We start from the raw sequence: 24,919 nt of genomic DNA on the forward strand, positions 1-24,919 counted from the left end.
ACTTGGAACAATATTCAAAGGCTGATCTCGATAGCGATCAACAATAAATGCAAGTCGACACCGACCTGCATTTAAGGATAAAAGAACTACGAAAGAGCATCTAGCGAAGTGATCATTTTTAACGGCTTAACTTACCACAGTATTCAGCGCCCAGTCCTCAAAATGAATCTTGCCAGCATTATATTGCCCAGCAGGAACAAGCAGGGATTTAGGAACAGCAAGATGCATATATTTGCTATCCTCGTCAGAAACAACCCTTATGGGCTTCCCGGATATCGCAATATATTTTGCCACAAAATCATCCATATTTGCCCTTGTAGGCCCAGCAATCTCTACCGTACCATTTTTAGGCTCTTCGAGTGCAAACTGTACAATGTAATCTGTGACATCTTCCAGGGCAATGGGCTGGTAGTCGATCTTCGAAACAAATACCTCGTCAGCCTGTCCCTGAACGGCAATGATGGCATCAGTATGCTCATAAAACTGTGTTGAACGAATGATTGTATAAGGTATTCCGGAGTTCTTGATGTTGTCTTCCTGATATTTCTTTGCGCGAAGATATCCGATCTCCAGCGCATCGTCCGTTCCGACAATGGAAAGTACGAGGTGATGCCTGATGTTTGCGGTCTGCTCCGCTTTTACCAGATTTTTTCCTGCGGTCTGAAAAAGTGGATTGCATTTTCTTCTTCAGGAGAGGAGGAATTGGATAGATCGATTACGATCTCTGTATTTTCCAGCGCCTGGGAAAGACCTTCTCCCGTCATGAGATCCACTCCATGTGAAGGCGAGCCAATGACCACCTGATGACCAAGGTTTGCCAGCTTTTTGTGACCAGTCTCCCGGTAAGACCTGTACCACCGATTACTAAGATTTTCATATCTGAACTATTTAAATTTGTAAAATTGATTAAAATAAGCTGCGTACCTGCACGCCGAATGGATTTCCAAACCAGCATCGCCAATATCCGTCAGGCCCTTTCTTGGCGTAATCGCTTGAAGTTCCTGTAATATTTACTTTTTCGCCGTTATTTCCTGTTCCGGCGATTTTCCAATGCAGGACCAGTGAAGCCAGATTATCCGTCGAATAAATATTCCGGGCAACAATTTCCATCGGCAATCCAAATCCGAAGGACTGCTGCAGCTCATGGGCGATCGCTATTTTTCCGCGTTTGGGCTCACCGCTGGTACTGATAACGACTGCATCATCCTCATAGAAGCCGAGCATGGTTTCAATATCCCTGGAATTAAAATGAACCAAAAGAGAATCGACAATTCCTTCAGGGGTGGTTGATAATTTATAAGTTGGATTCTCTGCTAAATTATGATCTTCCATAAGACCTAAGAATTTATATTATGCGATATACTATACCGTACAGTGTATCTATAGTGCAAAATTGATCAAAAAATGAATGCAGGAAAACTGACAAACAAAGGTAAAAGGTGGACAAAAAAAGAAGCAGTGTTTGAGTTGAATAGGATAGGATCGTCTAGTCCAGGTCTGGATTTGAGCGTAGTGTCTTTCTGTAATCACCAGGTGATCGTCCAGCTTTTTTGTGAAAAGCCTGATAAAATACTTGGTATCTTTATAACCTAGCTGGACCGCAATTTCCTTAATACTTAATTGCGAATAATAGAGCAGGCGCTGTGCTTCGCTTAGTATTTCCTTCTGGATCAACGCGGATGCGGATAAGCCCGTCACCATTTTAACGACATCGTTTAGGTGGGCCACGGAGATATTTAGCTTCTGGGCATATGCTGCGGGGCGTTTAAGGCTGCGGTAATCACGCTTTACAAGATTTCTGAATTCGTTGGTTATACTCATAACCCTGGGGCTGTGACTTATGGACCCAGCGGCCGATCTGCGATCGTGACAAATTACCGCCTGCGTTATAAAAGCTGACAGCAAGGGCTGTTGCACTTCCTTATTTGCGGTATTGTTTATACTGTCCAAATTTTTCAGGGAGTCTAGGATTGCCGTAAACCATTGTTGCTCCGCCGCTGAAAGTGATAATATAATGGTTTCATTTAAAGACGCATCAAGTATGTCCTTGGCTGATTTGGTCATATGATGGCCTTCAAAAGAAATGTAATAACCAGATGCCCCTAAAGCCGTGGTGATCTGATGTACCTGGTGCGGTGGGCAGACAAAAAGTGTTCCTGCAGGCATGGTCAGCTGTTCAAAATCAAATAAGACTTCCAACTGCCCAGCTTCAACAAGCATGCAGGTATAGTGGTCATGCCGATGTGGATTCAGCGCTTTTAGGATGCCCGGAGTTGAACCATCCCATAGGCCAACAGCCATACCGCTGCTGGAATCCATGCTGTTCACTAAAATAGAATCTCTTTTTGGCATGTGGCGCAATTTTAAATTCAAATTTAGTTTATATACTTTAAGAATTGCTATAGATTACGTTTTATGTTAATTCTTTCGTATTTGTATTAGTTTGAATCTTTCAAAAATGAACCACGTACCGTATTCAACAGATCGTGCGGATACCCGAGGCTAATGGAGCTTAAAGCATCTAGTTTGGCCAGCTCCTCAGCTGTCAAATTAATTTCAGTAGCGCTAATACTTTGCTCAAATTGATTGAGATTTCGCGCTCCTAGCAATGGGAATGCCTCTTTTGATAAATTCCATGCAAACGCAATCTGACCGGGAGTTGCTTCATATTTTTCCGCGATTGATATCAGTTCATCAATGACCAGTTTGGTTTTCTCGTCTTCCGTATATTCAGTGTCATTAGAATGACTGATGCGTCCCGCTTCGCCCTTTCTATACTTAGCGGTGAGCAGTCCGCCCGCCAATGGCGAGTACATCATGACTCCTAAACCAAATTCCTTAGCCATCGGGATCAGTTCACGGTCTGCGGTACGTTTCAATAAATTATATTCAATCTGTAAAGCAGTGAGTTTCATTGCTGATGCAATGGCCGACGCCTTCCATGCCGGGAAATTCGTCAGTCCCGCATACAGTATTTTTCCTTCTCTGATCAGATCCTGTAGCCCTATGGCTATTTCTTCCAGCGGAGTTACCCCGTCATCATAATGAGGCATATATATGTCAATGTAATCAGTCTTCAATCTTTTCAGACTTTGTTCAACAGCCTGACGCATGGATTTACGGTTATTTCCAAAATTACTGATTGCAGGGCTGGGGTCGCTGCTTCTGGTATATTTTGAGCAGATAATAAAATTGCTTCGCCGGCCTTGTATAAAATTACCAACGATTTCTTCTGCTTCTCCAAATTGGTAAACATCAGATACGTCGATAAAATTACCACCTGCATCTGCATAAGCTGTTAAAATCTTTTTGATTCCTCAGGATCGGCTCCGTAGCCTTTTCTTGTTCCAAAATTGGCTGCTCCCAATATTATTTCACTGGCATGCAGTCCTGTTTTTGATCCAAATAACTTGTATTTCATATTTTTATATTTACTTTGTTGCAAAGTTAAGGGCATAAAGTAACCGTGTCAATTACGGATAAATTTATCTATACTCACTTTATACCTTCGTAAAATATATCAGCTATGTACGAAAAAAAAGCTTCCGGTCAATTTAGATTGTGGTTTACATCTGTTTTTGCAGGTTGTTCAGGGAAAATGGAAAATAAATCTGCTCTGGGCAATACATTCAGGTATCAAGCGTCCGGGTGAGCTGCAGCGGAAAATCCCCAATGCAACCCGTCGTGTTCTTGATGCGCAGCTTGGCCAGTTGATTGAACACAGATTAATCAATAAAGTCGTCTTTGATCAGCTTCCGCTGAAAGTAGAATATGAACTGACTGGGTTAGGTGAAAGTCTTATACCGGTCATCGAGGTAACGGCCCAATGGGGCGAGGATCACAGAAATGAATTGGAACAGTTTTTTTAAGCCTAGTCATAACCTATAAAGAATCACGGTGGTGTTATCGGCGTGGAAAGTGAGGTAAGATAGGGAGCAACGTTCTGGTTCAAATTGCCCTTGTAGCTTTGTTGGATATCTGAATGGAGCAATGTGATTGCAACATCATGTTTACAAAAGGTTTCGTTACGTCAATGTTACATTCGCCTACTGCGTCATTGTTTATATTTGTAGCGTACACAAATCAAAATGCTGTGCTTTAGATATCAAACAACCTATGTTAAGACGAGTTATATTTCAATTTCTCTTACTGATAAGTGCGATGCTGCTGATCGTGAAGCCTTTGATCGGATTTTCACTTTATCATCAGGCAAAACGCAGGGCGAGAATGAGTTTATCACCGTTATCAAAGCCTTTAGTAAACGAAAACAGGAATACCTGGATTGGGTTGATGTAAAAGATGTTGTCTGTCTGACGCTCTCGCCGCTTCGTCACTTTGTCGCTAAGGTAAAGGAGTTTTTCATTACTCATTTTTTCAATCTATTCTTTCCGAATTCGAGCACGTTTTCGATTGGTAACTTCTTTTCTAAAATAGTATTGCCACTCGAACGGCTATACCTGCGTAATCTTCAGCTGACTTTATGATAAAAAAGCGATTTTAATCGTATTGAGTGGGTCCCAATGGGACTGCAAACATTCATTTATTTTAAAATAAGCTTTTATATGTTTCAGAAACTTGTCCTTATGGGGCATGTGCTGCTCTGCTGTAGCTTGTTTAGCTATGGACAGGAGAGTCATGTGCCTATCAAACTCAACCAGCTGCTGTCGTCGGTAACGCAGCATGCGCCATCCTTACGCACCGACTATGTCCGTACAAAGGTGCAGCAGGCCCGCGCCGCAGAAGCCAAAAACAACCGTCTGCCGAGCCTACAGCTCTCGTATCAGGCAGACGTCGGCTCCAATAATAATGTGCCGGGGCCTTACTTCGGATTTGGTCTCGTGCCGACCAATAATGGTGGTATACGTCCCAATAATAATTATCAGGCTGTGAGCAGCAATCTTGGCATTGCGGCCTTCCAGTGGGAGGTCTATAATTTTGGTCAATTCAATGCCCAGGATCAGCTCGCGCAGGCGGAGGTGACCGTGGAGAACCGCCGTTTTGAACAGTCGAAGTATGACTTACAGTCCTTCACGATCTATAGTTATCTGCAGTTATTGAAGTTGCATGACCTGATCGGAATTCAGTCGCGCAGTATAGCCCGTAATCAGGAAATACGTCAATCGATCTTTGCGCTGGTCAAAAGTGGAATTCGTGCAGGGGTGGATACCAGCATGGCGGATGCTGAAATATCGCGTAGCCAGCTTGGCCTCATCGAACTGGATAACCAGCAACAGCAACTGCGGATTCAGCTGGCTACTTTGGCGGGTATGTCCCCAGCACAGATTGTGGCGGATACCACTGCAGAAAAGATTCTTTTCGAGCAGGTAAAGAACGCGCCCATTGAACTCGATGGCGGCCGTCAGCATCCTATGATCGCCTACTATAATGCGTTGTTCGACAAGACGAAGATGGAAGAGAAGCTGGTTGCCAACAGTTACCGTCCCAAGCTGTTTCTATCTGGCGCAGTCTGGGGAAGGGCATCCAGTGTACATAGCGATAATAGTTATGGTTCGCTCGCCGATGGCTTTGGGCTGCAACGTGGTAATTACCTTGTTGGTCTAGGGATCAACTACAACCTGTTTGATCTGCGCCGCAAAAAGGTAAAACTCAATACGCAGCGTCTTAGGGTGGACGAGGCTGGTCAAAAGCTACAGGAACAACAGGCCAACATCGCCATGAATATAGCACAGTCGGCCACTGAAGTGGCAACTGCAGAAAGACGTCTGAAGGAAATTCCGCGTCAGACCAAGGCAGCAAATGCCGCCTACCGCCAGAAGTTTTCCTTGTATAAGAATGGGCTAATTGATATCGTGGAGGTCAATGTTGCCCAAAATATGCTTAATCAGGCAGAGCGCGATTACATCACCGCCAAGTATAATTATTATCTGGCATTGTTTCACCAGGTGGTGGCACAGAACAATGTCGATGGCTTTCTTCAACTTTTTAACTAATCACTTATGTCACTAGTCACAGCTGCTTTACGAAGGCCGATTACCACAGTGATCATCACCCTGAGCCTGCTGCTCTTTTCGGTACTCGCTGTACTGAAAATACCGATCGATATATTTCCGCAGCTCAATTCACCGACAATTTACGTCATTGAATCTTACGGCGGGATGTCCCCACAGCAGATGGAAGGTTTTTTCTCCTCCCGGATGCAGGATCAGTTTCTCTATGTCAATGGCATTAAAAATATATCCGCCAAAAATATCCAGGGGCTTACGCTCCTGAAACTTAGTTTTTACGAAAATACCGATATGGCCGAAGCTTCGGCGCAGGTGGCGCTGCAGGTAAACCGTGCCATGAAGTTTTTTCCGCCGGGAGCATTGCCACCGCAGGTGGTCCGTTTTGATGCTTCCTCTTTGCCCGTAGGTCAGTTGGTGCTTTCTTCAAAGACAAGAAGCCTCAAGGAGATTTACGATATGGCGAGCACGCTGGTACGCCCCATGTTCTCTGCTGTACCGGGCCTCTCCGCGCCGCCACCATTTGGCGCCAATTCCAGGACGATCACGGTAAATGTGGACCCCAATAAATTGCGGAGCTACAACCTGACCGCCGATGAGGTGGTGATGGCGTTGTCCAAATTTAACGTGATGTCGCCATCCGGTAACCTGCACCTCAACAATACAATGTATGTAACCACCATCAATTCACTGATCAAGAATGTTACAGATTTTGCTGATATCCCAATTCTGACAAAAAATGGGATCCCGATTTATATCAAAGATGTCGCACGCGTATCGGATGCCTCGGATGTGACGGTAAGTTATGCACTGATCAATGGTCGGCGCTCTGTTTATATTCCTGCCGTTAAGACTTCGGATGCATCCACCTGGGCAGTGGTCAGCAATCTAAAGGCCAAGCTGCCGGAAATCCAGAATCTGCTGCCGGAGGATGTGAAGGTGTCTTATGAATTTGACCAGTCAGTAGCGGTTATGAACTCGGTGCAGAGTCTTTTACACGAAGGTGGGCTCGGCGCTTTGCTTACTGGTCTCATGGTACTCTTGTTTCTGCGCGACTGGCGGAGCAGCCTGATCGTTATCGTCACCATACCGGTATCCATCCTGATCGGCGTCCTGCTGCTGACATTGTTTGGCCAGACCATCAATATCATGACCTTGAGCGGCTTGGCTCTGGCCATCGGTATCCTTGTCGATCAGGCCACGGTAACCATTGAAAGCATACACCAGCATCAGGAACAGGGTACACACAAGCGTAAGGCGATCTACAATGCCTGTCAGGAGATTGCCGTTCCACTACTATTGATTCTGTTCTGTATTTTGGCCGTATTTGCACCTTCCTTTATGATGACGGGGATTCCCGGGCGATGTTTCTGCCACTTTCGTTATCCATTGGATTGACGATGATCGCTTCGTACTTTATGGCACAGACCTTGGTACCTATTTTATCCAACTGGTTGCTCAAAGAGCATCATATCGGTCATTTCAAGTCGGACTCGCCGGGCTTTTTCGATAAGATCAAAAAGCGTTATCGCTTCAGCCTATATCGCTCCATGCGCCATAAGGGTAAAGTCATCATCGGTTATCTGTTGCTCACGCTGGCGCTTGCGGCAGTGGCATTTGTGTACATCGGCAAGGATATGATGCCCAAAGTCAACAATGGGCAGTTTCAATTACGGATCAAAGAGCCCGATGGAACCCGGCTGGAGCGTACCGAAGAGTCCGTCAAACAGGTGCTGCAGGTAATCGATAGTACGGTCAACCATCAGGTCGCCATCAGTTCGGCCTATCTTGGTCTGGTGCCCAGCAGCTATGGGGTCAGCAACCTCTATGTATTCAATACCGGGACGCATGAAGCCGTGATCCAGGTGAACCTGAATGCGGACTATCACGTCAATATGGATGAACTCAAAGATGTCTTACGGCGTAATATCCATTATAAATTACCCAAATTGCGCCTGAATTTTGAGCCTATTGATATGACCGAAAAGATTATGAGTCAGGAGCTGCAACGCCGATCGAGGTGCGCATAGCTGGAAAGAAAATGGACGAACTGAAGGTCTACGCGGATCAGGTAGTCAGCTCATTACGGCACATCGACTATCTGCGTGATGTGCAGATCGCGCAACCGCTCAGGCTGCCAACCATTTCTATTTCGATCGACCGGCTCAAAGCCTCCCAGCTTGGTCTACAGATGGATGATATTGCTCGTTCGGTAACGGCCAGCACTTCATCGAGCCGATTTACCCAGAAGATCCAATGGCTTGACGAAAACAATACCTATACCTATCAGGTACAGGTGCAGGTGCCTGAATATGTGATGAATACAATGGACGAGCTACGTGAAATTCCGCTGGTGAAAGGGCAGCTTACACCAACTTTGGGCGATATCGCTACTTTCAATACACAATATTTACCAGGTGAATATGACCGGCAGGGGCCAAGGCGGTATTTGACAGTGATGGCAAATATCCATAAGAAGGACCTGGGGACAGCAACAGCTGACGTGCAACAAGCTATCCGCGAACTTCCGGCTCCACCACGCGGTGTTGTGGTGGAAATGAAAGGGATGTCGACACTATTGCTCGATACCATGGGTAGTCTGCAATTAGGTTTAGCCTGTGCAGTGGTTGTTATATTTCTGCTGCTGGCGGCGAACTACCAAAGTGTGAAGCTTTCGCTGACCGCATTGGTCACTATTCCTGCAGTGATCCTAGGGTCGTTGGCCATGCTATTGCTCACCGGATCTACGCTCAACCTGCAATCGTACATGGGTATGATTATGTCTACTGGGGTCTCCGTAGCCAACGCCATTTTGATCGTATCCAATGCTGAAGCGCTACGGCTGGACTTCCGCAATGCCAGGACTGCTGCCTTGGCCAGCGCGACAACGCGGCTGCGGCCAATCCTGATGACCAGTATGGCGATGATTGCCGGTATGATTCCCATGGCCATGGGAATGGGAGAGACGGGTGAACAGGCCGCGCCCCTGGGGCGGGCCGTTATTGGTGGTCTTTTTGCCTCCACTTTTGCGGCCCTCTTTATTCTGCCGCTCCTGTTTGTGTGGATGAAGGAAAATCAACGTTCGATTCCGAATCACTGTTGCCAAAGGACGAGCCCGATCATCGAAAGCCGCTGATGGAAAAAGACGCGTATAGTGTAAACTAAAAAACTTAGTGGGCTTTCCGAATCGAAATCCAACAGTAGGAACTGCGATGATAAAGAAAGAATGTACCATTGAACAATATAAGAATCGTATTTAAAGATATAACCGCCAAAGGCAGCATGCATGCCTTAAAGACAAAATTGAGTAATGAATAAGAAAATCAAACGGATGAAAAAAATAGGCTATTTATTATTTTTGACAGGCTTACTTTCCGCTTGCGGTCACACTGAAAAGCCGATTGACCTGACGCCGAAAAATCCGGCTAAGGCCAGTACCTATCAGACAACAGTCATACAAGAGAAAGTCATGTCCAGCAGTGTACGTTTACCCGGTAAGCTCAAACCCTTTAATGAGGTAAATATATATGCCAAAATGAACAGCTTTGTTAAGCATATCTTCGTGGACAGAGGAGCGGTTGTCAAAAGGGGCAGCTGCTGATGCAGCTGGAGGCACCAGAAATGCTTGCTGCGGTACAGGCCGCACATTCGCGTTTTGTACAGGCACAGGAGACCGCTTCTGCGAGCAAGGATAAATATAAAAGGCTCAAAAATGCCGCACAGGAGGAAGGGGCTGTATCGCCGCTTGATCTGGACAATGCGCTATCAAAGATGAAAGCTGACGAAGCGGTAGCCATGTCGGAAAAAGCGAATGTGGAAGAAGTTGAAATGTTGCAATCTTATCTGAATATCAAAGCGCCTTTTAATGGTGTCATCGTGCAGCGTAACGTTTCTGAAGGAGCACTGGTGGGACCGGGAAAAGGAAATGATCAACCCCTGTTGATCCTGCAGGATCTCAATAAATTACGGTTGGAAGTGCAGATCCCCGAAACCTATGTCGATAAAGTAGACCTCTCGAAAAAGGTCGCTTATCGTTTTAATAACACCCCGAATAAGGTGTTTGAAGGGATGATAGCCCGTTCAGCAAATTCGTTGGGTGCCATGCAGTCCGAAGCGATAGAGGTCGATGTCGCCAACTCAGATAACAAACTCAAACCCGGTTTATACTGTGAGGTCGATATTCCATTGTCTGCCGGAGCCAATTCTTTATTGGTGCCATCCAATAGTATTGTACGTTCGACAGAAAGGCAGTATGTGATTCAGCTCATAGATGGTAAGACACATTTTGTGGACATCAAAGAAGGGGTATCCACGCATGATTCTACCGAAGTTTTTGGTAAGCTGAACAGAAGTGATCAGATCTTGCTGCATGCCAATGACGAAATCAAAGAAGGAGTCAAACTTCCCTTGGATAAGTAGGTATACTGTCCATTTTTTTAGATGAAAGGTCTTTCCGGACCTTTCATTTTCTTCATAGTAATCTATTCAGTCAATTTTTTAAAATCCCTAACTTAGTTATTGAACAAAATTTATTTTTATATGGCAAATAGTATTGTGCAAAAAAAAAGTGAGTGACCACCTTGCTAACGAAAGGACGTTTTTGGCGTGGATCCGAACAAGCCTCGGCATAATGGGCTTTGGATTTGTGGTTGTTAAGTTTTCGCTCTTTATTCGTCAGATCGAGTTGGTTCTGAAAACCGGAGCAGTCCCACAATCACATCATGGATATTCGGGCGTTGTGGGTGTAACCATTGTGATTATCGGTGCATTGACAGTCATATTGGCCTTCTTTAAGTACCGTAAAACAAATAGGCAAATCGAAGATGAAAATTTTGCTCAGGGCTCCTTCGGGATTACCATTACAGCAGTACTGATTTTTATTATCGGGATTATTTTGAGCTGGTATCTTATAGATAGTTTATAATGTCTTATTGATCCGACCTGAGGAATAGTCCCAAATTTTGTTGATGTAAGCTAAGCGGCTTTCTGGATTTCTTTGCTTGACGGTAGTCCCCTTAAATTACGTCCGTCGCTCGGTTTAATTTTGAAATATTCGATTAAGGATAGCAAGGATAAAGCGGCAATTAACTGCAAGGCCAAGCTAAAATCCCGCATCTGATAAACGCTGTCCTGATAATAACTGCTTGCCAAGTGAAGTGTTACTGCTCCTAAGGCGATCCCCATACCAAGTGCCATTTGTTGTGCGGTGTTATACAATGTATTCGCGTTGCTCATCTGTTCATTTGGTACGTCTGCGTAGGCCAAGGTATTTAAGCTTGTAAATTGGAGCGACCGTGTAAGGCCTGAGAAAAAGAACACAATCGCCACAAGCCAGATCGGAGTTTGTATTGAAAGCAGGGAAAGTCCAGCGGTTACAAGTGTTAAAATAATACCGTTTCCGATTAAGACCTTACGGAAGTCAAATTTTCGTGTGATCCACATGGCTACCGGTTTCATACTCATACTACCCAACATATTGGCCATATAGAGTAGACCTGCATGAAATGGGCTCAGTCCAAAACCCAACTGTAACATAAGGGGCAATATAAAGGGCGCGACATTGATCACCATTCGGGTGATCGAGCCGGAATATACCGTAATCCGGAACGTTTTTACCTTGAGAATACGATAGTCGATCAAAGGATACTTGATACGTTTGGAGTGCCAGACTGCAACTGCCATTAGCGCAAAGCTTGCTGCAATAGCCACAAGTGGTTTTGCATAATTGCCTTTGGCTGCGCTGATCATTTCAGTACCCAGCATGATTCCGGCAAGACCGATACCGCTGATAAAAAAACCGATAATATCAAGCGGCCGGTTATTTTCTGAGTCCATGGCTGGAATAAATTTATTTACTGCCCACAGCGCAAATACGCCGAATGGTATATTGATAAAGAAAATCCAGTGCCAGCTAAAATATGTCGTAAAAAATCCGCCCAGCACGGGGCCGATAATAGGGCCCAATAGCCCAGCCCAGGCAATATAACCGATCGCTTCGACCAGATCTTTCTTTTCGGTATGCTTGAGCACAATGAGACGGCCTACTGGTACCATGAGTGCCCCGGCTGTACCCTGGCAAATACGTGCTATGACAAATGCTGTTAAGTTGGTACTTAGTCCACATGCGATTGAAGAAAGTATGAATCCCATAATTGCCAAATTGAAAACTTTTTTGCGCCGTAGCGGTCGGCAATCCAGCCGCTGATCGGAATAAATACGGCTAACATGACGGTGTAGGAGGTAATGCCCGCACTGAGCTGTACAACATTACTCTCAAAATCATGTGCCATTTTGGGTAAGGCCGTCGATATCGCCGTGGTGTCAAGCATTTCCATAAGCAGTGTGCCACCTACAATGAGCGATATGATGCGTGATTCTTTCTTCATTCTGCTCTTCTTAAATCGCGAACGGGAGACATTTGCGACAAAAGTAAGCCTATCTAAAAGAAGAAAAGTCATAAAAAGGCAATTAAAAGTAGATTAATCTGGCCATTAAATACAGGAACAGGAAATCGAGTGGATGGCTGAGGAGCGGTCAATTAAAAGATTGTCTGAATACTAGAGGGGAAACATTGGTTTTTTTCTTAAACAACTTATTGAACGATTGTGGATGTTCAAAACCGAGTTGGTAGGCAATTTCTGCAACGGAAAGACTTGTCGCCGTAAGTTTTTCCTTGGCTTCTTCAATTAACTTATCGTGAATATGCTGTTGTGTGTTTTTACCGGTAACTGAACGTAGTAAATCGCTTAAATAACGTGCTGATACATGAAGGCTTTCTGCTAAATGTTCTACAGTCGGAAGCCCTTGTTTTAATGTTTCTTCGCTGTCGAAATAATCATCGAGCAATTTTTCCAATTGTGTCAGCAGCGCATGGTTAACCGCTTTTCGTGTGATAAATTGACGCTCATAGAAACGGTTGCTGTATTGCAAGAGCATTTCAATTTGCGACAAAATAATACCTTGAGTATGTTTGTCGATATGCTGATATTCTCTTTCGATTTTAAGAAAAATCTCTATAATGTCTCTTTCTTCCCGTTCGGAGAGATGTAATGCTTCATTAAGCGCATACGAAAAGAAATTGTAGTTTTTATTTTGGTGGCTAGTGGGTGTGTATACAAAAAATCAGGGTGAAATAGAAGCATGTAACCTTTTCCGCATTCGACATTCATCTTTCTGATTTCAGCAATCGTCAAAGATTGGATCTGCTTGGGAGCAATAAAATTCATTGTTCCTTTGTCGAAATCGTAATAGTGTTGTCCGTATTTTAATTTTGCAGTAACATCTTTTTTAAGTGAAATACTATAGAAATTCACGTAGAACTGCTCCCAAATGTCGCTTTCATCGGGTTTGATTCCAGATACATCAATGACACTTACCAGTGGATGTAATGGGGCGGGCAAGGACAATTGCCTATGAAATTCGGATATGGAATTGATACTATGCATCCTGTTTTTGTTTTACAAATTTACAAAAAACAACTGCCCGGAGAGACAGTTGCTCTTTTAAAAATTATGCCTCAAATTGTTTTGCGATTTCTTGTCTGAAAGCTTCTTTCCCGATTTGTAGTCGTCTTTCATAGAGCGCATGTGCATCTTCGCCTGCCAGATAACGTATTTGATCTTTATTGTCCGTTGCAGCTTCATACACCACTTGGGCAATTTGCTCGGCCGTGGATGCATTTTGCATCATCAGACCCATTTGTTCGAACAGTTTGTCTTCAATGTCCTGATAGTCGGAAGTTCGGTTCACATCCAAAGAACGGCTAGCAAAATCTGTCGCTATTCCGCCCGGAGCAACTGTTTTGATCGATATTCCAAACTTTTTCAATTCAAAGGACATGCTTTCGCTCCAGCCCTCCAAAGCGAATTTTGTCGCATGATACATGGAATGTAGTGGGAATCCCATAAATCCACCAATTGATGTGGTCGAAATAAATAAACCACTTTTCTGTGCTTTAAAATGGGGAATAAATGCTTGTGTAACGCGCAATACCCCAACAGATTCGTGTTGATCTGGCGAAGTATTTTTCGTCACTCAATGTTTCAAACGCTCCCATTAACCCATAACCCGCATTATTGAAAACGACATCAATTTTGCTTAAAGAGATTGCTTTTGCTACAGTTTCTTTGATCTGGGCAGGATCGGTAACATCCAATTTTAATAATGTAATGTTTTCGATCTCGCTAAGTTCTGTTTCATTTTCGGGATTTCGCATGGTTGCGATCACATTCCAACCCGCCTGTTGAAATAGTTTGGCAGTTGCTTTTCCCAGACCGGAAGAAGCTCCTGTAATGAAAATTGTCTTTTGCATCGTGTTATTGTTTGATTCCATACCACAAATGTCTAAAGAAGGCGTAGCGTACTTGTTGCCAAATTGAGCTTGATTGTAGCCAAAATGACCAAATCAAATTGAAAAAAGATCATCGACTTTGGCACGATTATTTGTTGATATTCGTTATAAAAAGTATGTGCTGTTAGGCTGGTTTTTCGATCGATTACAATACTTTTTAGTCTATTCGTATTGGCGTAATTGCTGTATTTTAAAATTTTTAGAAAATCTATATTTATGCAAGTCACAATGGAAGGGATAAGCGGGGAACAACACCGTTCGCAGGTGTTCCGCTTAACTTACAAAGGGCAGGATTACCAACTGGTGTTATTGAAAAGTCTTTATCAAAGCTCGATGCGGAATTGCCGATTTTGCTCGACGGAATTGAGCAGAAACTAGTAAAAAGAGGCGACTACTGGTTTTTTGAAAACAGGCATTCAGATCAGCACTTTGCGACAGAGATTTGGCGCAATTTATCGCTTCGATATCGCCTTTAATGGAAAATGTAAATTCCCGCTAAAGGTTGCCTAAGGCTTCGCATAAGGCAATCTTTCAATTCGAGATGTCGTATGATAACTATCAAGTCCGCTTGAGGTAACTGTCCCGGCTTCTTCGATATCGATATAGCCATCATCTTTTATATAGTTATCGGGCACAAAAGCTGTTTTAATTTGGCCGATGATCAATGTTGTACCATTCAGCTCAAGGGCTGTTTTCTGAACAAAGCTGCAGGCGAATTTTATTTTACTTTCTTGGACAAAAGGGACAGGAATATTTTCCAGATATTCAGGGTAAGTCCAACCTGTTCAAATTCGCTAACACCTTTTGGATATTTTGCACTACATTGATGCGCCTTATACACAAATTCGGGTGAGATATGATTAATTGTATACCATTTCTGCTCCAAGATATTATCCAACGTACTGCTAAACATTGTCGCTGGCCGAAGTATAATGCCGCAAAGTGCAGGATCTGCGCCCAGGTGGAATAAACTGCTCAACGTGGCTAGATTTTCACTTCCGTCGCTGTTTTTGGTCCCAACCAATACCAAGCTTTTAAATCCGCCCAACGAGTTGATAAAATTAGCTCTGTATCTTCTTTCAAATGTAGCAATTGCGTTTTCATTATAAACCATCATTTATCAATTCTTATTTTTAAGGTTTAGCTATTCTGTTTATCATGCCCCTAAATATGAAGCCATGAAAAGGCCATACGGCACACCAATAGAGCCGTCGGCGATGCCTAAGGGCCTAAAGGTCGCCGTCTGTAGTAGCATATTATCTTCAATCTTAAATTCTAGCCAAGCTTCTCCCGGAAGCTTCATCTCCGCGTACAGCAATAATCTTTTCGTCTTTCTATCGGCGATTAATACGCGCCAAAAATCAAGTGCGTCACCTGCCGCCAGATCGCTTTTATTTTTTCGCCCCTTCGCATACCCACACCTCCGACCAATTGATCCATGAATCCACGGATTTTCCAGAGCCAATTGCCATAATACCAGCCAGAATTCCCTCCAATAGACCAGATTTTGGTCAATGATGCTTCACTATTCTGAAGCGGAGCCATACGGATATCCTTAAAGCAACCATAACTGGGTACTTCGAGTAGCCTGCTGAGCCCGACCGATAAAATTTTACTGGTCTGTGCGTCTTTCCAGCTGGACACCACATTGTCGCTTTCAATTTTTTGAAAAGCTAATCGGATGGATTGTCTGTAATTTATCAACGTAATACCGAGTTCGTCCGCTAGATTATTCGGTTTACAGATCACTTCTACTTTCATGCTATCGACCAGGTTTTTGGCCAGGTTATAGGACGTCGATGTTACAAAATAGAGCCAGTAGGAAGAGAGCCTCGGTGTCATCAACGGAATAATAAAGATGTGTCGCTTGAGTTTTCGTTCAGCAGCATATTGCAGCAACATCTCTTTATAGCTAAGGATATCAGGGCCTCCGATATCATAACTATTGTTAAATGCATGTGGATTAGCGATCACACCGATCATAAATTCGATCACATTGCGTATGGCGATGGGTTGACATTTTGTCTGCAACCATTTGGGTGTAATCATAACCGGGAGTTTTTCGACAAGATCACGTATGATCTCAAAGGATGCGCTTCCCGAGCCCACAATAATACCAGCGCGTAGGGTAGTGATGGGAATTCGCCCACTACTCAGGATGTTTTCAACGTTTCTTCTCGAGTCGAGATGCTTCGATAAGTGATCTGAATTAATTATTCCACTCAGATAGATGATCTGTTGCGCATTGGTCTTTTCAATACAGTTTTTGAAATTGGTCGCACATTCAGTCTCCATTTGCTGGAAGTCGCCCGACTGTGTAGCCATGGAATGGATCAGGAAATAAGCAATATCAATTTCAGATGGGATATTTTTAGTGTCTTTTGATCGAGGAAGTCAACTTCAACTACTTGAATAGGGGCCGAGATTGCCGATGTATCAAAACGATTTTTATCTCTTACACAGCAAATGATTTCATGCCCCTGTTCCAACAGCACAGGCAAAAGACGTTTTCCGATATATCCGGTAACCCCGGTTAAGAGAATTCTCATATCCTGAACTGTTTATTTCAGATAGCAATTATTTGATATACAAATATACCAAAATATAAGGATAATTGTTTCATTTGGTGCAATATTATTCCATTCACACTAAAGATTGGTACAGTTGTTCATTAGGTGTTCTCAAAATATGTTTTTAAATATCGTCGAGCTGGTAATCATTGCGGTTTACGGAAACAATATCGGCGCCCTTGTTTACCAACAGGCGTACGGCCATTGCTGTCATATCGCTGTCTGTTTTTAATTCGATCGAAAGCCCGTTTATAGAAAGATCGCGGAGTCCGGGCAGCGTCTTTAATGCTTCTTCAAAACGTTTTGTACCACCCTGAGCTTGCCCAAGGGTAATGACTGTGCTGCTACCTTTCTGCTGCCGCAGCTTCAGGTCGCTAAAATAATAACACAAAGATAGCGCTTTAAGTCTGCTAATTGACAACATAAAGCAGACTGATGGCATTCACAGTAAATTCTACTGGACATTTTTTTCTTTCTTTGCTCTTTTCGCTATTCGCATAAAAGTGACTTTTTTGACCCATAGGGATAATTATATGCGGTATTGTGGATGTAAATTATCTTTTAAAACTTTGCGGAAATAGAAAATAAGATATGAAAAATTTAAAGCAGCAAATTGACGAACTGAACCGGGATTTGGCAGCTCAGCTACCGGCCGCGGTTTTGGAGGTATTCGCACAATCTATTCAGGATTTGAAAGGGAAGAACATCGAAGGGAAAAGTGTCGGCATAAACGCGATATTTCCTGATTTTAGTTTACCAAATACCGCAAATGAAACTGTACAGCTCAAAACACTGCTGAAAAAAGGAAAAGTGGTGCTTGCTTTTTTTTCGTGGCAGTTGGTGCCCTTACTGTAATCTCGAGTTAAAAGCATTGCAACATCATCTGAAGCAGCTCACGGACAGGCAGGTAAGCCTTGTCGCCATCTCCCCACAAATGGCCGATTACAGCAAAGAATTAAAAGCCGATCAGCAGTTGGATTTTGACCTATTGACAGACAAAAACAATACCTTGGCCAAACAGCTCGGGATCGACTTCGGACTGCAGGAGGAGGTGATTCCTGTTTATGAAAGTTTGGGGATAAAGCTGCCGGTCTATAATGGGAACAACAGCAATGAATTACCTGTTCCGGCTGTTTTTGTCGTTGACACAGGGGGTAGGATTACCTACAGATTTGCGGATGCCAATTACATGAACCGCTTAAATATCGATGAGCTGCTCGAACAGTTATAAATAAATAGAAAAGGATTACAGCAGCAGCGGACTTGCCACTGTTTTTCCCGGATTAGTTTTCGGGAAACCAGCTTGGCAAATAGCGCAAAAATGACATGATCTTCTCCTTGTAGATGGCTGTATTCAATTTAAAATAAAAAGCACCTTTCTTGGAGTTTTCCTTATCCTTTTCGTCCAGTTTGATAATGAGGTCGGAGGCGAGCAGCTTACGGCTAAAATTGCGTTTATCAAATTCAATATTGTATACCCCCTCGTATAAAGCGGCAATCTGGGGAATGGTAAATTTCTCCGGCAATAATTCAAACAGAATAGGATAGAGCGCTGCTTTCATCCGCAGGCGATGCTGTGCCGAAGCAATCATCTGATCGTGATCAAAGATTAACGTCGGATAGTTTTGCAATGGAAACCAATTGGCCTCATATTCCTCACTTAAAATATGCGTATATTTTTGCGTATCAATTAACGCAAAATAACAGATACTGACAACTCGGCTGTTGGGCTCACGTTTTGGATCACCAAAGACACTGCATTGCTCCATGTAAACATTTTCCAACCCCGTCAGTTTTTTTAATACCCTGCTGGCAGCTAATTCAGGACTTTCGTCCGGTTGAACAAAACCTCCCATCAAACTCCATTTGTTCCGCTCCGGCTCAAAATCACGTTTTATCAATAATACCTCCAGGGATTCGCCGTTAAATCCAAAGATAATACAGTCTACTGCTAAAAGGATTGCTGAGTCTTCTCTATAATATTCCATTATCTATTGTTTTGTCTCTCTTTTGACTTAATCTATTTTTTTGATAAACCTAAACAGCTGATCAAATGCATCGTACAATGTGCACTCCCGCTTTTGAAAGCTGGAATTACCCCGTACCCATCAGCCTTGGATTTATCTTGTTTCGATGAGATGAAGATAGTTCAATTTTTAAATATGAAAATTTTCTTTCATATTTAAAAAAATAAATGTTAATTTGACACTAATTAATTTTGGGCCGATTATCCTGCTGGACAAACACCAAAAAGTAAGCTTTAAATCGAATTATAGATTATAAACCAAATTCAGTTAAAATGAGTAAATCATATGTCATCGGGGTGGATTATGGCAGCGATTCTGTCCGTTCAATCTTGGTTGATGCAAGTTGTGGGGCGGAGATTTCGTCTTCCGTATTTTATTATCCGCGCTGGAAAAGGGGTGAGTTTTGCAATGCCGCCCACAGCCAGTTCAGACAACATCCCCTGGATTACATCGAAGGCCTGGAGGCCACTGTAAAAGATTGTTTACAAAAATCCGGGATACAAAATATCGGGGAGCTGGTAAAAGCAATTTCGGTGGACACCACGGGTTCCACACCGGTTGCTGTGAACGAAGCGGGTGTGCCACTGGCATTACTGCCAGAGTTCAAGGACAATCCCAATGCCATGTTCATCCTCTGGAAAGATCATACCGCTGTCAAGGAGGCCAAAGAGATTAATCGGTATACCCAAGGCTACGCTGTTAATTACCTGAAATATGTAGGGGGCATTTATTCCTCGGAGTGGTTCTGGGCCAAATTGCTCCATACCGTTAGAGTAGATCCGCAGGTACGCCAAGCAACATTTAGCTGGGTGGAACACTGTGACTATATTCCATTTTTGTTAACAGGTGGAAAACAGGCCAGCGCGATCAAGCGTAGTGTCTGTGCGGCCGGACATAAATCGCTTTGGGCGGCTGAGTTTGCGGGCTTGCCTCCCAATGAATTCTTCGCGGGTATCGATCCCTTGCTGGACGGCTTTGTCGATCGTCTGTTTTCAGAAACTTATACATCGGATAAGCCGGCGGGCCACCTTTCGCCGGAATGGGCAGAGCGTCTAGGTCTTTCGACCTCCGTTGTCGTTGGTGTGGGCGCATTTGATTGCCATATGGGTGCCGTGGGCGGACAGATTGAACCTTATTACCTGAGCAAAGTCATGGGAACATCCACCTGCGATATGCTGGTTGCACCAAAAGAAGAGCTGGCGGATGTATTGGTCAAGGGATCTGTGGGCAGGTGGACGGTTCCATTATCCCTGGAATGATCGGCATGGAGGCCGGGCAGTCTGCCTTTGGTGATGCCTATGCCTGGTTAAAACAGCTGCTGTTATGGCCGGCTTATAACCTGCTGCCGGAACTGGAGGACCTTAGCGACGCGGTGCGCGAAAACATCCTGACGGCAATGGAGGAAAAATTATTGTTGCGATTAAGCGAAAAGGCGGCCGCATTACCGCTTACTGTGGATTCGGAACTGGCGGTGGACTGGCTCAATGGCCGTCGGACGCCAGACGCGGATCAGTCGCTCAAAGCGGCAATCATGGGTTTGCAGCTGGGTACGGATGCGCCGGCGGTCTTTCGGGCGATTGTCGAGGCGACCTGCTTTGGGGCCAAAGCCATCGTGGAGCGCTTTGTGGATCAGGGCATCCCGATAAAGGCTTGATCGGCCTCGGTGGCGTGGCCAAAAATCGCCTTTTATTATGCAGATGATGGCCAATGTCATGAACATGCCGATTCGTATCCACAAAAGCGAGCAGACCTGTGCGCTTGGTGCCGCCATGTTTGCAGCCACGGCTGCCGGATTGTACGATCGGGTGGAGGATGCCATGCAAGCCATGGGCCAGGGCTTTGAACGTACCTATGAACCTCAGCAGGAACAGCTGTCCATCTATGCCGAACGTTATGAAAAATACAAAGCCCTCGGTGCCTTTGTAGAGCATAGGGTATCAATGCCTGTTACTGTTTAATCACAAAATGAGTACTATGTATAATTCAATTAAAGAAGAGGCTTACCGCTGCAATATGCAGCTGCCTCAGTTGGGACTGGTGCTTTTACATTTGGAAATGTGAGTGTTGTCGACCGTCAGCAGGGCGTTTTGCGATTAAACCCAGTGGTGTGCCCTACGAAGAACTGTCGCCCGAACTGATGGTGGTGGTGGACTTTGAGGGTAGGGTGATCGAAGGTAATCTGAGGCCTTCCTCGGATACCAAAACGCATGCTGTGCTATACAAACATTGGCCGGAGATCGGGGCATTACGCATACTCACTCTACTTATGCCACGGCTTGGGCGCAAAGCAAAGGGATATCCCCATTTTCGGGACGACACATGCCGATCACTTAACCTCGGATATCCCCTGTGCGCCGCCAATGGACGATGCAATGATTGCCGGCAACTACGAACATGAAACGGGCTTTCAGATCATCAACCACTTTGATCAGCAGCAACTGGACTATAAGGAGGTGGAAATGATCCTTGTCGGAAATCATGCGCCATTTGTCTGGGGTAAGGATGGAATGAAGTCTGTGTACAACAGTGCCGTGCTTGAACAGGTGGCCAAAATGGCCTGGCTGACGGAGCAGATCAACCCGGATGCCGCACGCCTGAAACCGGCATTGATCAAAAACATTACGAGCGCAAGCATGGTACAAATGCCTACTATGGCCAGTAACCTGCTGCTTTCCAAAATCTATAACGAAATTAATATTGAAAAATGAATATCAATCTAAAAGAACTTGAGGTCTGGTTTGTCGTTGGCAGCCAGGACCTATACGGTGAAGAAACATTAAAACAGGTCGCAGCACATGCGGAAGAAATTGCACATTATCTGAATACCCAGACCCTGATTCCGGTAATGGTGAAGTATAAACCGATCGTAAAAATACGGATGAAATCTTTGCGACGCTAACGGCCGCAAATAGTACGGCAAATTGCATCGGAATCATCACCTGGATGCACACGTTCTCGCCGGCGAAAATGTGGATACGGGGCTTAAAGGCATTGCAAAAGCCTCTATTGCATCTCCATACGCAGTACAATCGCGACATCCCCTGGAGCGGCATCGATATGGATTTTATGAATTTAAATCAGAGTGCACATGGTGACCGCGAATTTGGGCATATCGTCAGCCGCCTCAAAATAGGCCGTAAGGTCGTGACGGGGCATTGGCAGGATACAGAGGTACTGGAACGCATCAATGTCTGGTGCCGGGCGGCAGCGGGCTGGCACGACTGGCAGGGGGCAAATTTGCGCGCTTTGGGGATAATATGCGCTATGTGGCCGTGACAGATGGCGACAAGGTGGAAGCAGAAACAAAATTTGGTTTTTCAGTAAACACTTATGCCATTGGGGACCTGGTCGAGGTCATCAACGCCAGTACGGCGGATGAAATCAACGCGCTTTTAGCGGTGTATGAAGCCAATTATGAACTGGCGGATAATGTGAAGGCGGGTGCCGAATTCCATAATAATCTCATTGAGGCGGCTAAGATTGAGGTGGGACTGCGCAAGTTTTTGAAACAGGGAAACTTTAAGGGCTTTACGGATACGTTTGAAGATCTGCATGGCATGGTGCAGCTTCCGGGGTTGGCGGTACAGCGCCTGATGGCCGAAGGTTACGGTTTTGCCGGTGAAGGGGACTGGAAGACGCCAGCATTGGTCAGGGCCTGTAAGGTCATGGGCGCGGGTTTGGTTGGAACCACCGCCTTTATGGAGGATTATACCTATCATTTTGATCCGCAGGATGCCATGGTGCTGGGCTCGCATATGCTGGAAGTAGACCCGGCACTGGCTGTTGGAAAACCACGTATTGAGGTTCACCCCTGGGCATCGGAGGCAAAGCAGATCCAGCCCGGCTGGTTTTCAATGGCCAATCTGGCGATGCTTTGAATGCATCATTGGTAGACATGGGAACACATTTCCGTTTGATAGTCAACAAGGTATTGGGTGTTGAGGTACAGGCCGAACTGCCAAATCTTCCCGTTGCACGTGTGCTGTGGAAGCCGCTTCCGGATATGAAAACGGGCTGCAGTGCCTGGATCCTTGCCGGCGGCGCTCACCATACGGCTTATAGCCTCTGCCTGACGCCTGAATACCTGCAAGATTTTGCGCGTATGGCGGGGATAGAATATGTGCTGATCGACGAGGATACCACCGTGGGCAAGCTCGAAGATCAATTGAAATGGAATGAACTGTATTATTTACTTGGTAAATAATAGGTACAGCTGATCTTCGGATCCTATTCAGAAATTCGAAGATCACTTGATAAAATAACCAATTAGGGAAAATATGGAAAAATTTGCAATGGTGGACTACGTGATCTTCGTGGTTTACTTCTTCATTGTGGCGGGATACGGCTATTATATTTATCGTCAAAAAACCAGCAGCTTAAGTAGCAGCAAGGATTATTTTTGGCCGAAGGTTCATTGACCTGGTGGGCCATCGGATCCTCATTGATTGCCTCGAATATTTCGGCGGAACAGTTTATCGGCATGAGCGGTAATGGTTTTGAGGTTGGCATTGCGGTTGCGGCCTACGAACTGATCGCTGCAGTCGCCCTGATTATTGTGGCGGTATGGTTTATACCGGTTTACCTGAAAAACAAGATCTTCACGATGCCGCAGTTTCTAAATAATCGGTACAATGAGACGACCAGCTTGATCATGGCTATTTTCTGGCTGTTTTTATATGTATTTGTCAACCTGACTTCGATTTTATACCTGGGTGCCATCGCCATTTCGAGTATGGCCGGCGGTGGGGATAGTTTCCATACCATCACCGTGGCCCTTGCCGTATTTGCGGTCATTATTACGCTCGGCGGAATGCGTGTGATCGGTTTTACGGATGTCATCCAGGTAGTTGTACTGATTGTGGGCGGGATCGCCACGACCTATGTGGCGCTGACCCTGGTGAGCGAGCATTTTGGACTGGGCAGGGATGTCCTTGCCGGATTTAACAAGCTCATGGAAGATGCGCCGGAACATTTCAACTTATTTGTCGAGAAACCTGCGGCCGGGGCCAGTCAGGAGGAAATCAATAAATACCTGATGCTGCCGGGAATCGGCATGTACCTGGCGGGGATATGGATTGTCAACCTCAATTACTGGGGCTGCAACCAGTATATCACGCAAAGGGCCTTGGGCGCCGATCTAAAGACGGCACGCACGGGGATCCTTTTGCGGGTTTTCTCAAGCTATTTATGCCCATCATTGTGATGCTTCCGGGGATTGCGGCTTATGTTCTCTATAAAAATGGGGCCTTGCAGCAGGAGATGGCCCCCGGCGGAGTATTCCATGCAGATAATGCGTATTCAGCGATCTTGGGCTACCTGCCCAATGGCATGAAAGGACTGGCGCTGGCAGCGCTTACAGCAGCCATTGTCGCGGGATTGGCAGGAAAAGCAAACAGCATCGCGACGATCTTTACGCTGGACATCTATCGGAAATACATCCATAAGGGGGCCAGCGAAACAAAGATGGTCTGGGTGGGCAAAATTACGATCGTCGTTTCGATTTTACTTTCGGTATTGTTTACCTGGAATGACAGCCTGGGAATCGGCGGTGCCGGTGGATTTACATTTATCCAAAAGTACACGGGTTTTATCAGTCCCGGTGTTTTTGCGATGTTTTTATTGGGGATGTTCTGGAAAAGAACGACCGGTGCAGCAGCGATCACGGGCCTGATTTCGGGTTTCGCGCTGTCGATATTTTTTAATGAGTTCGCAACCAAGGTCTTTGGTCCCGAAACATGGCTCTATACGGCGTATCCCAATAAAGCAGGCGTTTATGAGATCCCTTTCCAGATCTGCATGGGCTTGGCATTTGTCTTTACCCTGTTGGCCATGATCGGCGTCAGCCTTTTCGGGCCAAAAATCAATCCAAAAGCATTTGTCCTGGACCGCGCCATGTTTAAAGTGGAACCCTCCGTACTGGCGCTGATCGTGGTTACGCTATTAATGGTAACGGCAATTTATGTTCGTTTTTGGTAGGATAGGTCCTGCCGCCGAACAATAAATCAATTT

Annotated in this window: 29 protein-coding genes and 7 pseudogenes; 18 read left to right on the forward strand and 18 right to left on the reverse strand. The window is 44.9% G+C overall.

The window, feature by feature from the left end:
* Positions 1 to 126 precede the first annotated feature (126 nt).
* The 7 genes and pseudogenes from KUH03_RS42490 to KUH03_RS42515 form a co-directional block, all read right to left on the reverse strand.
* On the reverse strand, positions 127 to 306 hold the full coding sequence (locus KUH03_RS42490; protein WP_257090615.1) for a hypothetical protein: 180 nt from the start codon (positions 304 to 306) through the stop codon (positions 127 to 129).
* 114 nt (positions 307 to 420) lie between these two features.
* A pseudogene (locus KUH03_RS50055) lies at positions 421 to 645 on the reverse strand (NAD(P)H-binding protein); the annotation flags it as partial.
* Positions 639 to 800, reverse strand: coding sequence for a hypothetical protein (locus KUH03_RS42495; RefSeq protein ID WP_257090616.1), 162 nt, complete (start codon positions 798 to 800; stop codon positions 639 to 641). The pseudogene KUH03_RS50055 and the gene KUH03_RS42495, both read right to left, overlap by 7 nt.
* Positions 801 to 906: 106 nt before the next feature.
* A complete protein-coding gene (locus tag KUH03_RS42500) occupies positions 907 to 1,332 on the reverse strand; it encodes a DUF4440 domain-containing protein (RefSeq protein ID WP_257090617.1) in 426 nt (141 codons plus the stop codon).
* Positions 1,333 to 1,380: 48 nt separating this feature from the next.
* Entirely contained in the window at positions 1,381 to 2,373 is a 993-nt protein-coding gene (locus KUH03_RS42505; protein WP_257090618.1) for an AraC family transcriptional regulator, read from the reverse strand.
* Positions 2,374 to 2,438: 65 nt separating this feature from the next.
* Complete coding sequence (locus KUH03_RS42510; protein ID WP_306429894.1) at positions 2,439 to 3,314, reverse strand: aldo/keto reductase; 876 nt, start codon at positions 3,312 to 3,314, stop codon at positions 2,439 to 2,441.
* Positions 3,299 to 3,421: a hypothetical protein gene (locus tag KUH03_RS42515; protein ID WP_257090619.1), complete on the reverse strand. Its 123-nt coding sequence runs from the start codon at positions 3,419 to 3,421 to the stop codon at positions 3,299 to 3,301. Before KUH03_RS42515 ends, KUH03_RS42510 begins: the two co-directional genes overlap by 16 nt.
* A 157-nt stretch (positions 3,422 to 3,578) precedes the next feature.
* On the opposite strand from KUH03_RS42515, the gene KUH03_RS42520 reads away from it, so the two are divergent.
* From KUH03_RS42520 to KUH03_RS42550, 8 genes and pseudogenes are all read left to right on the forward strand, one after another.
* A complete protein-coding gene (locus tag KUH03_RS42520; protein WP_257090620.1) occupies positions 3,579 to 3,869 on the forward strand; it encodes a helix-turn-helix domain-containing protein in 291 nt (96 codons plus the stop codon).
* Between the two features lie 219 nt (positions 3,870 to 4,088).
* A complete protein-coding gene (locus tag KUH03_RS42525) occupies positions 4,089 to 4,484 on the forward strand; it encodes a hypothetical protein (RefSeq protein WP_257090621.1) in 396 nt (131 codons plus the stop codon).
* Between the two features lie 36 nt (positions 4,485 to 4,520).
* Positions 4,521 to 5,951 carry a TolC family protein gene (locus KUH03_RS42530; RefSeq protein ID WP_257090622.1) on the forward strand — a complete coding sequence of 477 codons (1,431 nt, stop codon included), beginning with the start codon at positions 4,521 to 4,523 and terminating at the stop codon, positions 5,949 to 5,951.
* A gap of 6 nt (positions 5,952 to 5,957) precedes the next feature.
* Positions 5,958 to 7,993 (forward strand): annotated as a pseudogene (locus KUH03_RS47555) (efflux RND transporter permease subunit).
* A gap of 11 nt (positions 7,994 to 8,004) precedes the next feature.
* Positions 8,005 to 9,099 (forward strand): efflux RND transporter permease subunit, encoded by a 1,095-nt coding sequence (locus KUH03_RS47560; RefSeq protein ID WP_306429341.1) that lies wholly within the window; start codon positions 8,005 to 8,007, stop codon positions 9,097 to 9,099.
* A gap of 174 nt (positions 9,100 to 9,273) precedes the next feature.
* Entirely contained in the window at positions 9,274 to 9,564 is a 291-nt protein-coding gene (locus KUH03_RS42540) for an efflux RND transporter periplasmic adaptor subunit (RefSeq protein ID WP_257090623.1), read from the forward strand.
* Positions 9,564 to 10,382, forward strand: coding sequence for an efflux RND transporter periplasmic adaptor subunit (locus KUH03_RS42545; RefSeq protein WP_257090624.1), 819 nt, complete (start codon positions 9,564 to 9,566; stop codon positions 10,380 to 10,382). Before KUH03_RS42540 ends, KUH03_RS42545 begins: the two co-directional genes overlap by 1 nt.
* A 148-nt stretch (positions 10,383 to 10,530) precedes the next feature.
* Positions 10,531 to 10,887, forward strand: coding sequence for a YidH family protein (locus KUH03_RS42550; protein ID WP_257090625.1), 357 nt, complete (start codon positions 10,531 to 10,533; stop codon positions 10,885 to 10,887).
* Positions 10,888 to 10,937: 50 nt separating this feature from the next.
* Here the strand turns inward: KUH03_RS42550 and KUH03_RS42555 are convergent.
* From KUH03_RS42555 to KUH03_RS42610, 10 genes and pseudogenes are all read right to left on the reverse strand, one after another.
* Positions 10,938 to 12,421 (reverse strand): annotated as a pseudogene (locus KUH03_RS42555) (MFS transporter).
* A 76-nt stretch (positions 12,422 to 12,497) separates the two neighbouring features.
* Positions 12,498 to 12,914 (reverse strand): AraC family transcriptional regulator, encoded by a 417-nt coding sequence (locus KUH03_RS47565; RefSeq protein WP_306429342.1) that lies wholly within the window; start codon positions 12,912 to 12,914, stop codon positions 12,498 to 12,500.
* Positions 12,915 to 12,976: 62 nt separating this feature from the next.
* Positions 12,977 to 13,408 carry a hypothetical protein gene (locus KUH03_RS47570; RefSeq protein ID WP_306429343.1) on the reverse strand — a complete coding sequence of 144 codons (432 nt, stop codon included), beginning with the start codon at positions 13,406 to 13,408 and terminating at the stop codon, positions 12,977 to 12,979.
* Positions 13,409 to 13,472: 64 nt separating this feature from the next.
* Positions 13,473 to 13,952, reverse strand: coding sequence for an SDR family NAD(P)-dependent oxidoreductase (locus tag KUH03_RS42570; RefSeq protein WP_257090628.1), 480 nt, complete (start codon positions 13,950 to 13,952; stop codon positions 13,473 to 13,475).
* A complete protein-coding gene (locus KUH03_RS42575; RefSeq protein WP_257090629.1) occupies positions 13,918 to 14,274 on the reverse strand; it encodes an SDR family NAD(P)-dependent oxidoreductase in 357 nt (118 codons plus the stop codon). Before KUH03_RS42575 ends, KUH03_RS42570 begins: the two co-directional genes overlap by 35 nt.
* 545 nt (positions 14,275 to 14,819) lie before the next feature.
* On the reverse strand, positions 14,820 to 14,978 hold the full coding sequence (locus tag KUH03_RS42580) for a hypothetical protein (RefSeq protein ID WP_257090630.1): 159 nt from the start codon (positions 14,976 to 14,978) through the stop codon (positions 14,820 to 14,822).
* 53 nt (positions 14,979 to 15,031) lie between these two features.
* Positions 15,032 to 15,430: a flavin reductase family protein gene (locus KUH03_RS42585; protein WP_257090631.1), complete on the reverse strand. Its 399-nt coding sequence runs from the start codon at positions 15,428 to 15,430 to the stop codon at positions 15,032 to 15,034.
* A 39-nt stretch (positions 15,431 to 15,469) separates the two neighbouring features.
* A pseudogene (locus KUH03_RS42600) lies at positions 15,470 to 16,638 on the reverse strand (DUF2867 domain-containing protein).
* Positions 16,639 to 16,646: 8 nt separating this feature from the next.
* Complete coding sequence (locus KUH03_RS42605) at positions 16,647 to 16,862, reverse strand: SDR family oxidoreductase (RefSeq protein ID WP_257090633.1); 216 nt, start codon at positions 16,860 to 16,862, stop codon at positions 16,647 to 16,649.
* A 145-nt stretch (positions 16,863 to 17,007) separates the two neighbouring features.
* A complete protein-coding gene (locus KUH03_RS42610; RefSeq protein ID WP_257090634.1) occupies positions 17,008 to 17,307 on the reverse strand; it encodes a hypothetical protein in 300 nt (99 codons plus the stop codon).
* Between the two features lie 167 nt (positions 17,308 to 17,474).
* Between KUH03_RS42610 and KUH03_RS42615 the strand changes: the two genes are divergently transcribed.
* The gene (locus KUH03_RS42615) at positions 17,475 to 17,738 is read left to right on the forward strand and encodes a hypothetical protein (protein WP_257090635.1); all 264 of its coding nucleotides are present in this window, start codon (positions 17,475 to 17,477) and stop codon (positions 17,736 to 17,738) included.
* Complete coding sequence (locus KUH03_RS42620; protein WP_257090636.1) at positions 17,701 to 18,114, forward strand: peroxiredoxin-like family protein; 414 nt, start codon at positions 17,701 to 17,703, stop codon at positions 18,112 to 18,114. The genes KUH03_RS42615 and KUH03_RS42620 overlap by 38 nt, the downstream gene beginning before the upstream one ends.
* A gap of 52 nt (positions 18,115 to 18,166) precedes the next feature.
* On the opposite strand, the gene KUH03_RS42625 is transcribed toward KUH03_RS42620, so the two are convergent.
* Positions 18,167 to 18,871 carry an NUDIX hydrolase gene (locus tag KUH03_RS42625; protein WP_257090637.1) on the reverse strand — a complete coding sequence of 235 codons (705 nt, stop codon included), beginning with the start codon at positions 18,869 to 18,871 and terminating at the stop codon, positions 18,167 to 18,169.
* A gap of 335 nt (positions 18,872 to 19,206) precedes the next feature.
* Here KUH03_RS42625 and KUH03_RS47580 point away from each other — a divergent pair, with 335 nt between their 5' ends.
* From KUH03_RS47580 to KUH03_RS42655, 8 genes and pseudogenes are all read left to right on the forward strand, one after another.
* Positions 19,207 to 20,169, forward strand: coding sequence for a hypothetical protein (locus tag KUH03_RS47580; RefSeq protein WP_306429344.1), 963 nt, complete (start codon positions 19,207 to 19,209; stop codon positions 20,167 to 20,169).
* Positions 20,166 to 20,564 carry an FGGY-family carbohydrate kinase gene (locus tag KUH03_RS47585; RefSeq protein WP_306429345.1) on the forward strand — a complete coding sequence of 133 codons (399 nt, stop codon included), beginning with the start codon at positions 20,166 to 20,168 and terminating at the stop codon, positions 20,562 to 20,564. The genes KUH03_RS47580 and KUH03_RS47585 overlap by 4 nt, the downstream gene beginning before the upstream one ends.
* 34 nt (positions 20,565 to 20,598) lie before the next feature.
* Positions 20,599 to 20,868, forward strand: a complete 270-nt coding sequence (locus tag KUH03_RS47590; protein WP_306429896.1) for an FGGY-family carbohydrate kinase — start codon at positions 20,599 to 20,601, stop codon at positions 20,866 to 20,868.
* A 149-nt stretch (positions 20,869 to 21,017) separates the two neighbouring features.
* Positions 21,018 to 21,095, forward strand: a pseudogene (araD, locus tag KUH03_RS42635) (L-ribulose-5-phosphate 4-epimerase); the annotation flags it as partial.
* A 22-nt stretch (positions 21,096 to 21,117) separates the two neighbouring features.
* A complete protein-coding gene (locus tag KUH03_RS42640) occupies positions 21,118 to 21,618 on the forward strand; it encodes a class II aldolase/adducin family protein (RefSeq protein ID WP_257090638.1) in 501 nt (166 codons plus the stop codon).
* Positions 21,615 to 22,788, forward strand: a pseudogene (locus KUH03_RS42645) (L-arabinose isomerase). Before KUH03_RS42640 ends, KUH03_RS42645 begins: the two are co-directional and overlap by 4 nt.
* Entirely contained in the window at positions 22,755 to 23,114 is a 360-nt protein-coding gene (locus KUH03_RS42650) for a hypothetical protein (RefSeq protein ID WP_257097860.1), read from the forward strand. The pseudogene KUH03_RS42645 and the gene KUH03_RS42650 overlap by 34 nt, the downstream one beginning before the upstream one ends.
* 73 nt (positions 23,115 to 23,187) lie before the next feature.
* Positions 23,188 to 24,886 (forward strand): annotated as a pseudogene (locus KUH03_RS42655) (sodium/solute symporter).
* Positions 24,887 to 24,919: the final 33 nt, after the last annotated feature.

The organism is Sphingobacterium sp. E70, from assembly GCF_019285695.1.
GTDB classification, from domain to species: Bacteria; Bacteroidota; Bacteroidia; order Sphingobacteriales; family Sphingobacteriaceae; genus Sphingobacterium; species Sphingobacterium detergens.

Coding starts and splice junctions, on each gene's coding strand:
- KUH03_RS42490 (WP_257090615.1), bottom strand. CDS start 306: ATGGATGATTTTGTGGCAAAATATATTGCGATATCCGGGAAGCCCATA.
- KUH03_RS42500 (WP_257090617.1), bottom strand. CDS start 1,332: ATGGAAGATCATAATTTAGCAGAGAATCCAACTTATAAATTATCAACC.
- KUH03_RS42515 (WP_257090619.1), bottom strand. CDS start 3,421: ATGAAATACAAGTTATTTGGATCAAAAACAGGACTGCATGCCAGTGAA.
- KUH03_RS42525 (WP_257090621.1), top strand. CDS start 4,089: ATGCTGTGCTTTAGATATCAAACAACCTATGTTAAGACGAGTTATATT.
- KUH03_RS42530 (WP_257090622.1), top strand. CDS start 4,521: ATGGGACTGCAAACATTCATTTATTTTAAAATAAGCTTTTATATGTTT.
- KUH03_RS47560 (WP_306429341.1), top strand. CDS start 8,005: ATGGACGAACTGAAGGTCTACGCGGATCAGGTAGTCAGCTCATTACGG.
- KUH03_RS42540 (WP_257090623.1), top strand. CDS start 9,274: ATGAATAAGAAAATCAAACGGATGAAAAAAATAGGCTATTTATTATTT.
- KUH03_RS42545 (WP_257090624.1), top strand. CDS start 9,564: ATGCAGCTGGAGGCACCAGAAATGCTTGCTGCGGTACAGGCCGCACAT.
- KUH03_RS47570 (WP_306429343.1), bottom strand. CDS start 13,408: ATGCATAGTATCAATTCCATATCCGAATTTCATAGGCAATTGTCCTTG.
- KUH03_RS42575 (WP_257090629.1), bottom strand. CDS start 14,274: ATGCAAAAGACAATTTTCATTACAGGAGCTTCTTCCGGTCTGGGAAAA.
- KUH03_RS42585 (WP_257090631.1), bottom strand. CDS start 15,430: ATGATGGTTTATAATGAAAACGCAATTGCTACATTTGAAAGAAGATAC.
- KUH03_RS42605 (WP_257090633.1), bottom strand. CDS start 16,862: ATGAGAATTCTCTTAACCGGGGTTACCGGATATATCGGAAAACGTCTT.
- KUH03_RS42610 (WP_257090634.1), bottom strand. CDS start 17,307: ATGTTGTCAATTAGCAGACTTAAAGCGCTATCTTTGTGTTATTATTTT.
- KUH03_RS42615 (WP_257090635.1), top strand. CDS start 17,475: ATGAAAAATTTAAAGCAGCAAATTGACGAACTGAACCGGGATTTGGCA.
- KUH03_RS42625 (WP_257090637.1), bottom strand. CDS start 18,871: ATGGAATATTATAGAGAAGACTCAGCAATCCTTTTAGCAGTAGACTGT.
- KUH03_RS47585 (WP_306429345.1), top strand. CDS start 20,166: ATGATCGGCATGGAGGCCGGGCAGTCTGCCTTTGGTGATGCCTATGCC.
- KUH03_RS42640 (WP_257090638.1), top strand. CDS start 21,118: ATGCTGTGCTATACAAACATTGGCCGGAGATCGGGGCATTACGCATAC.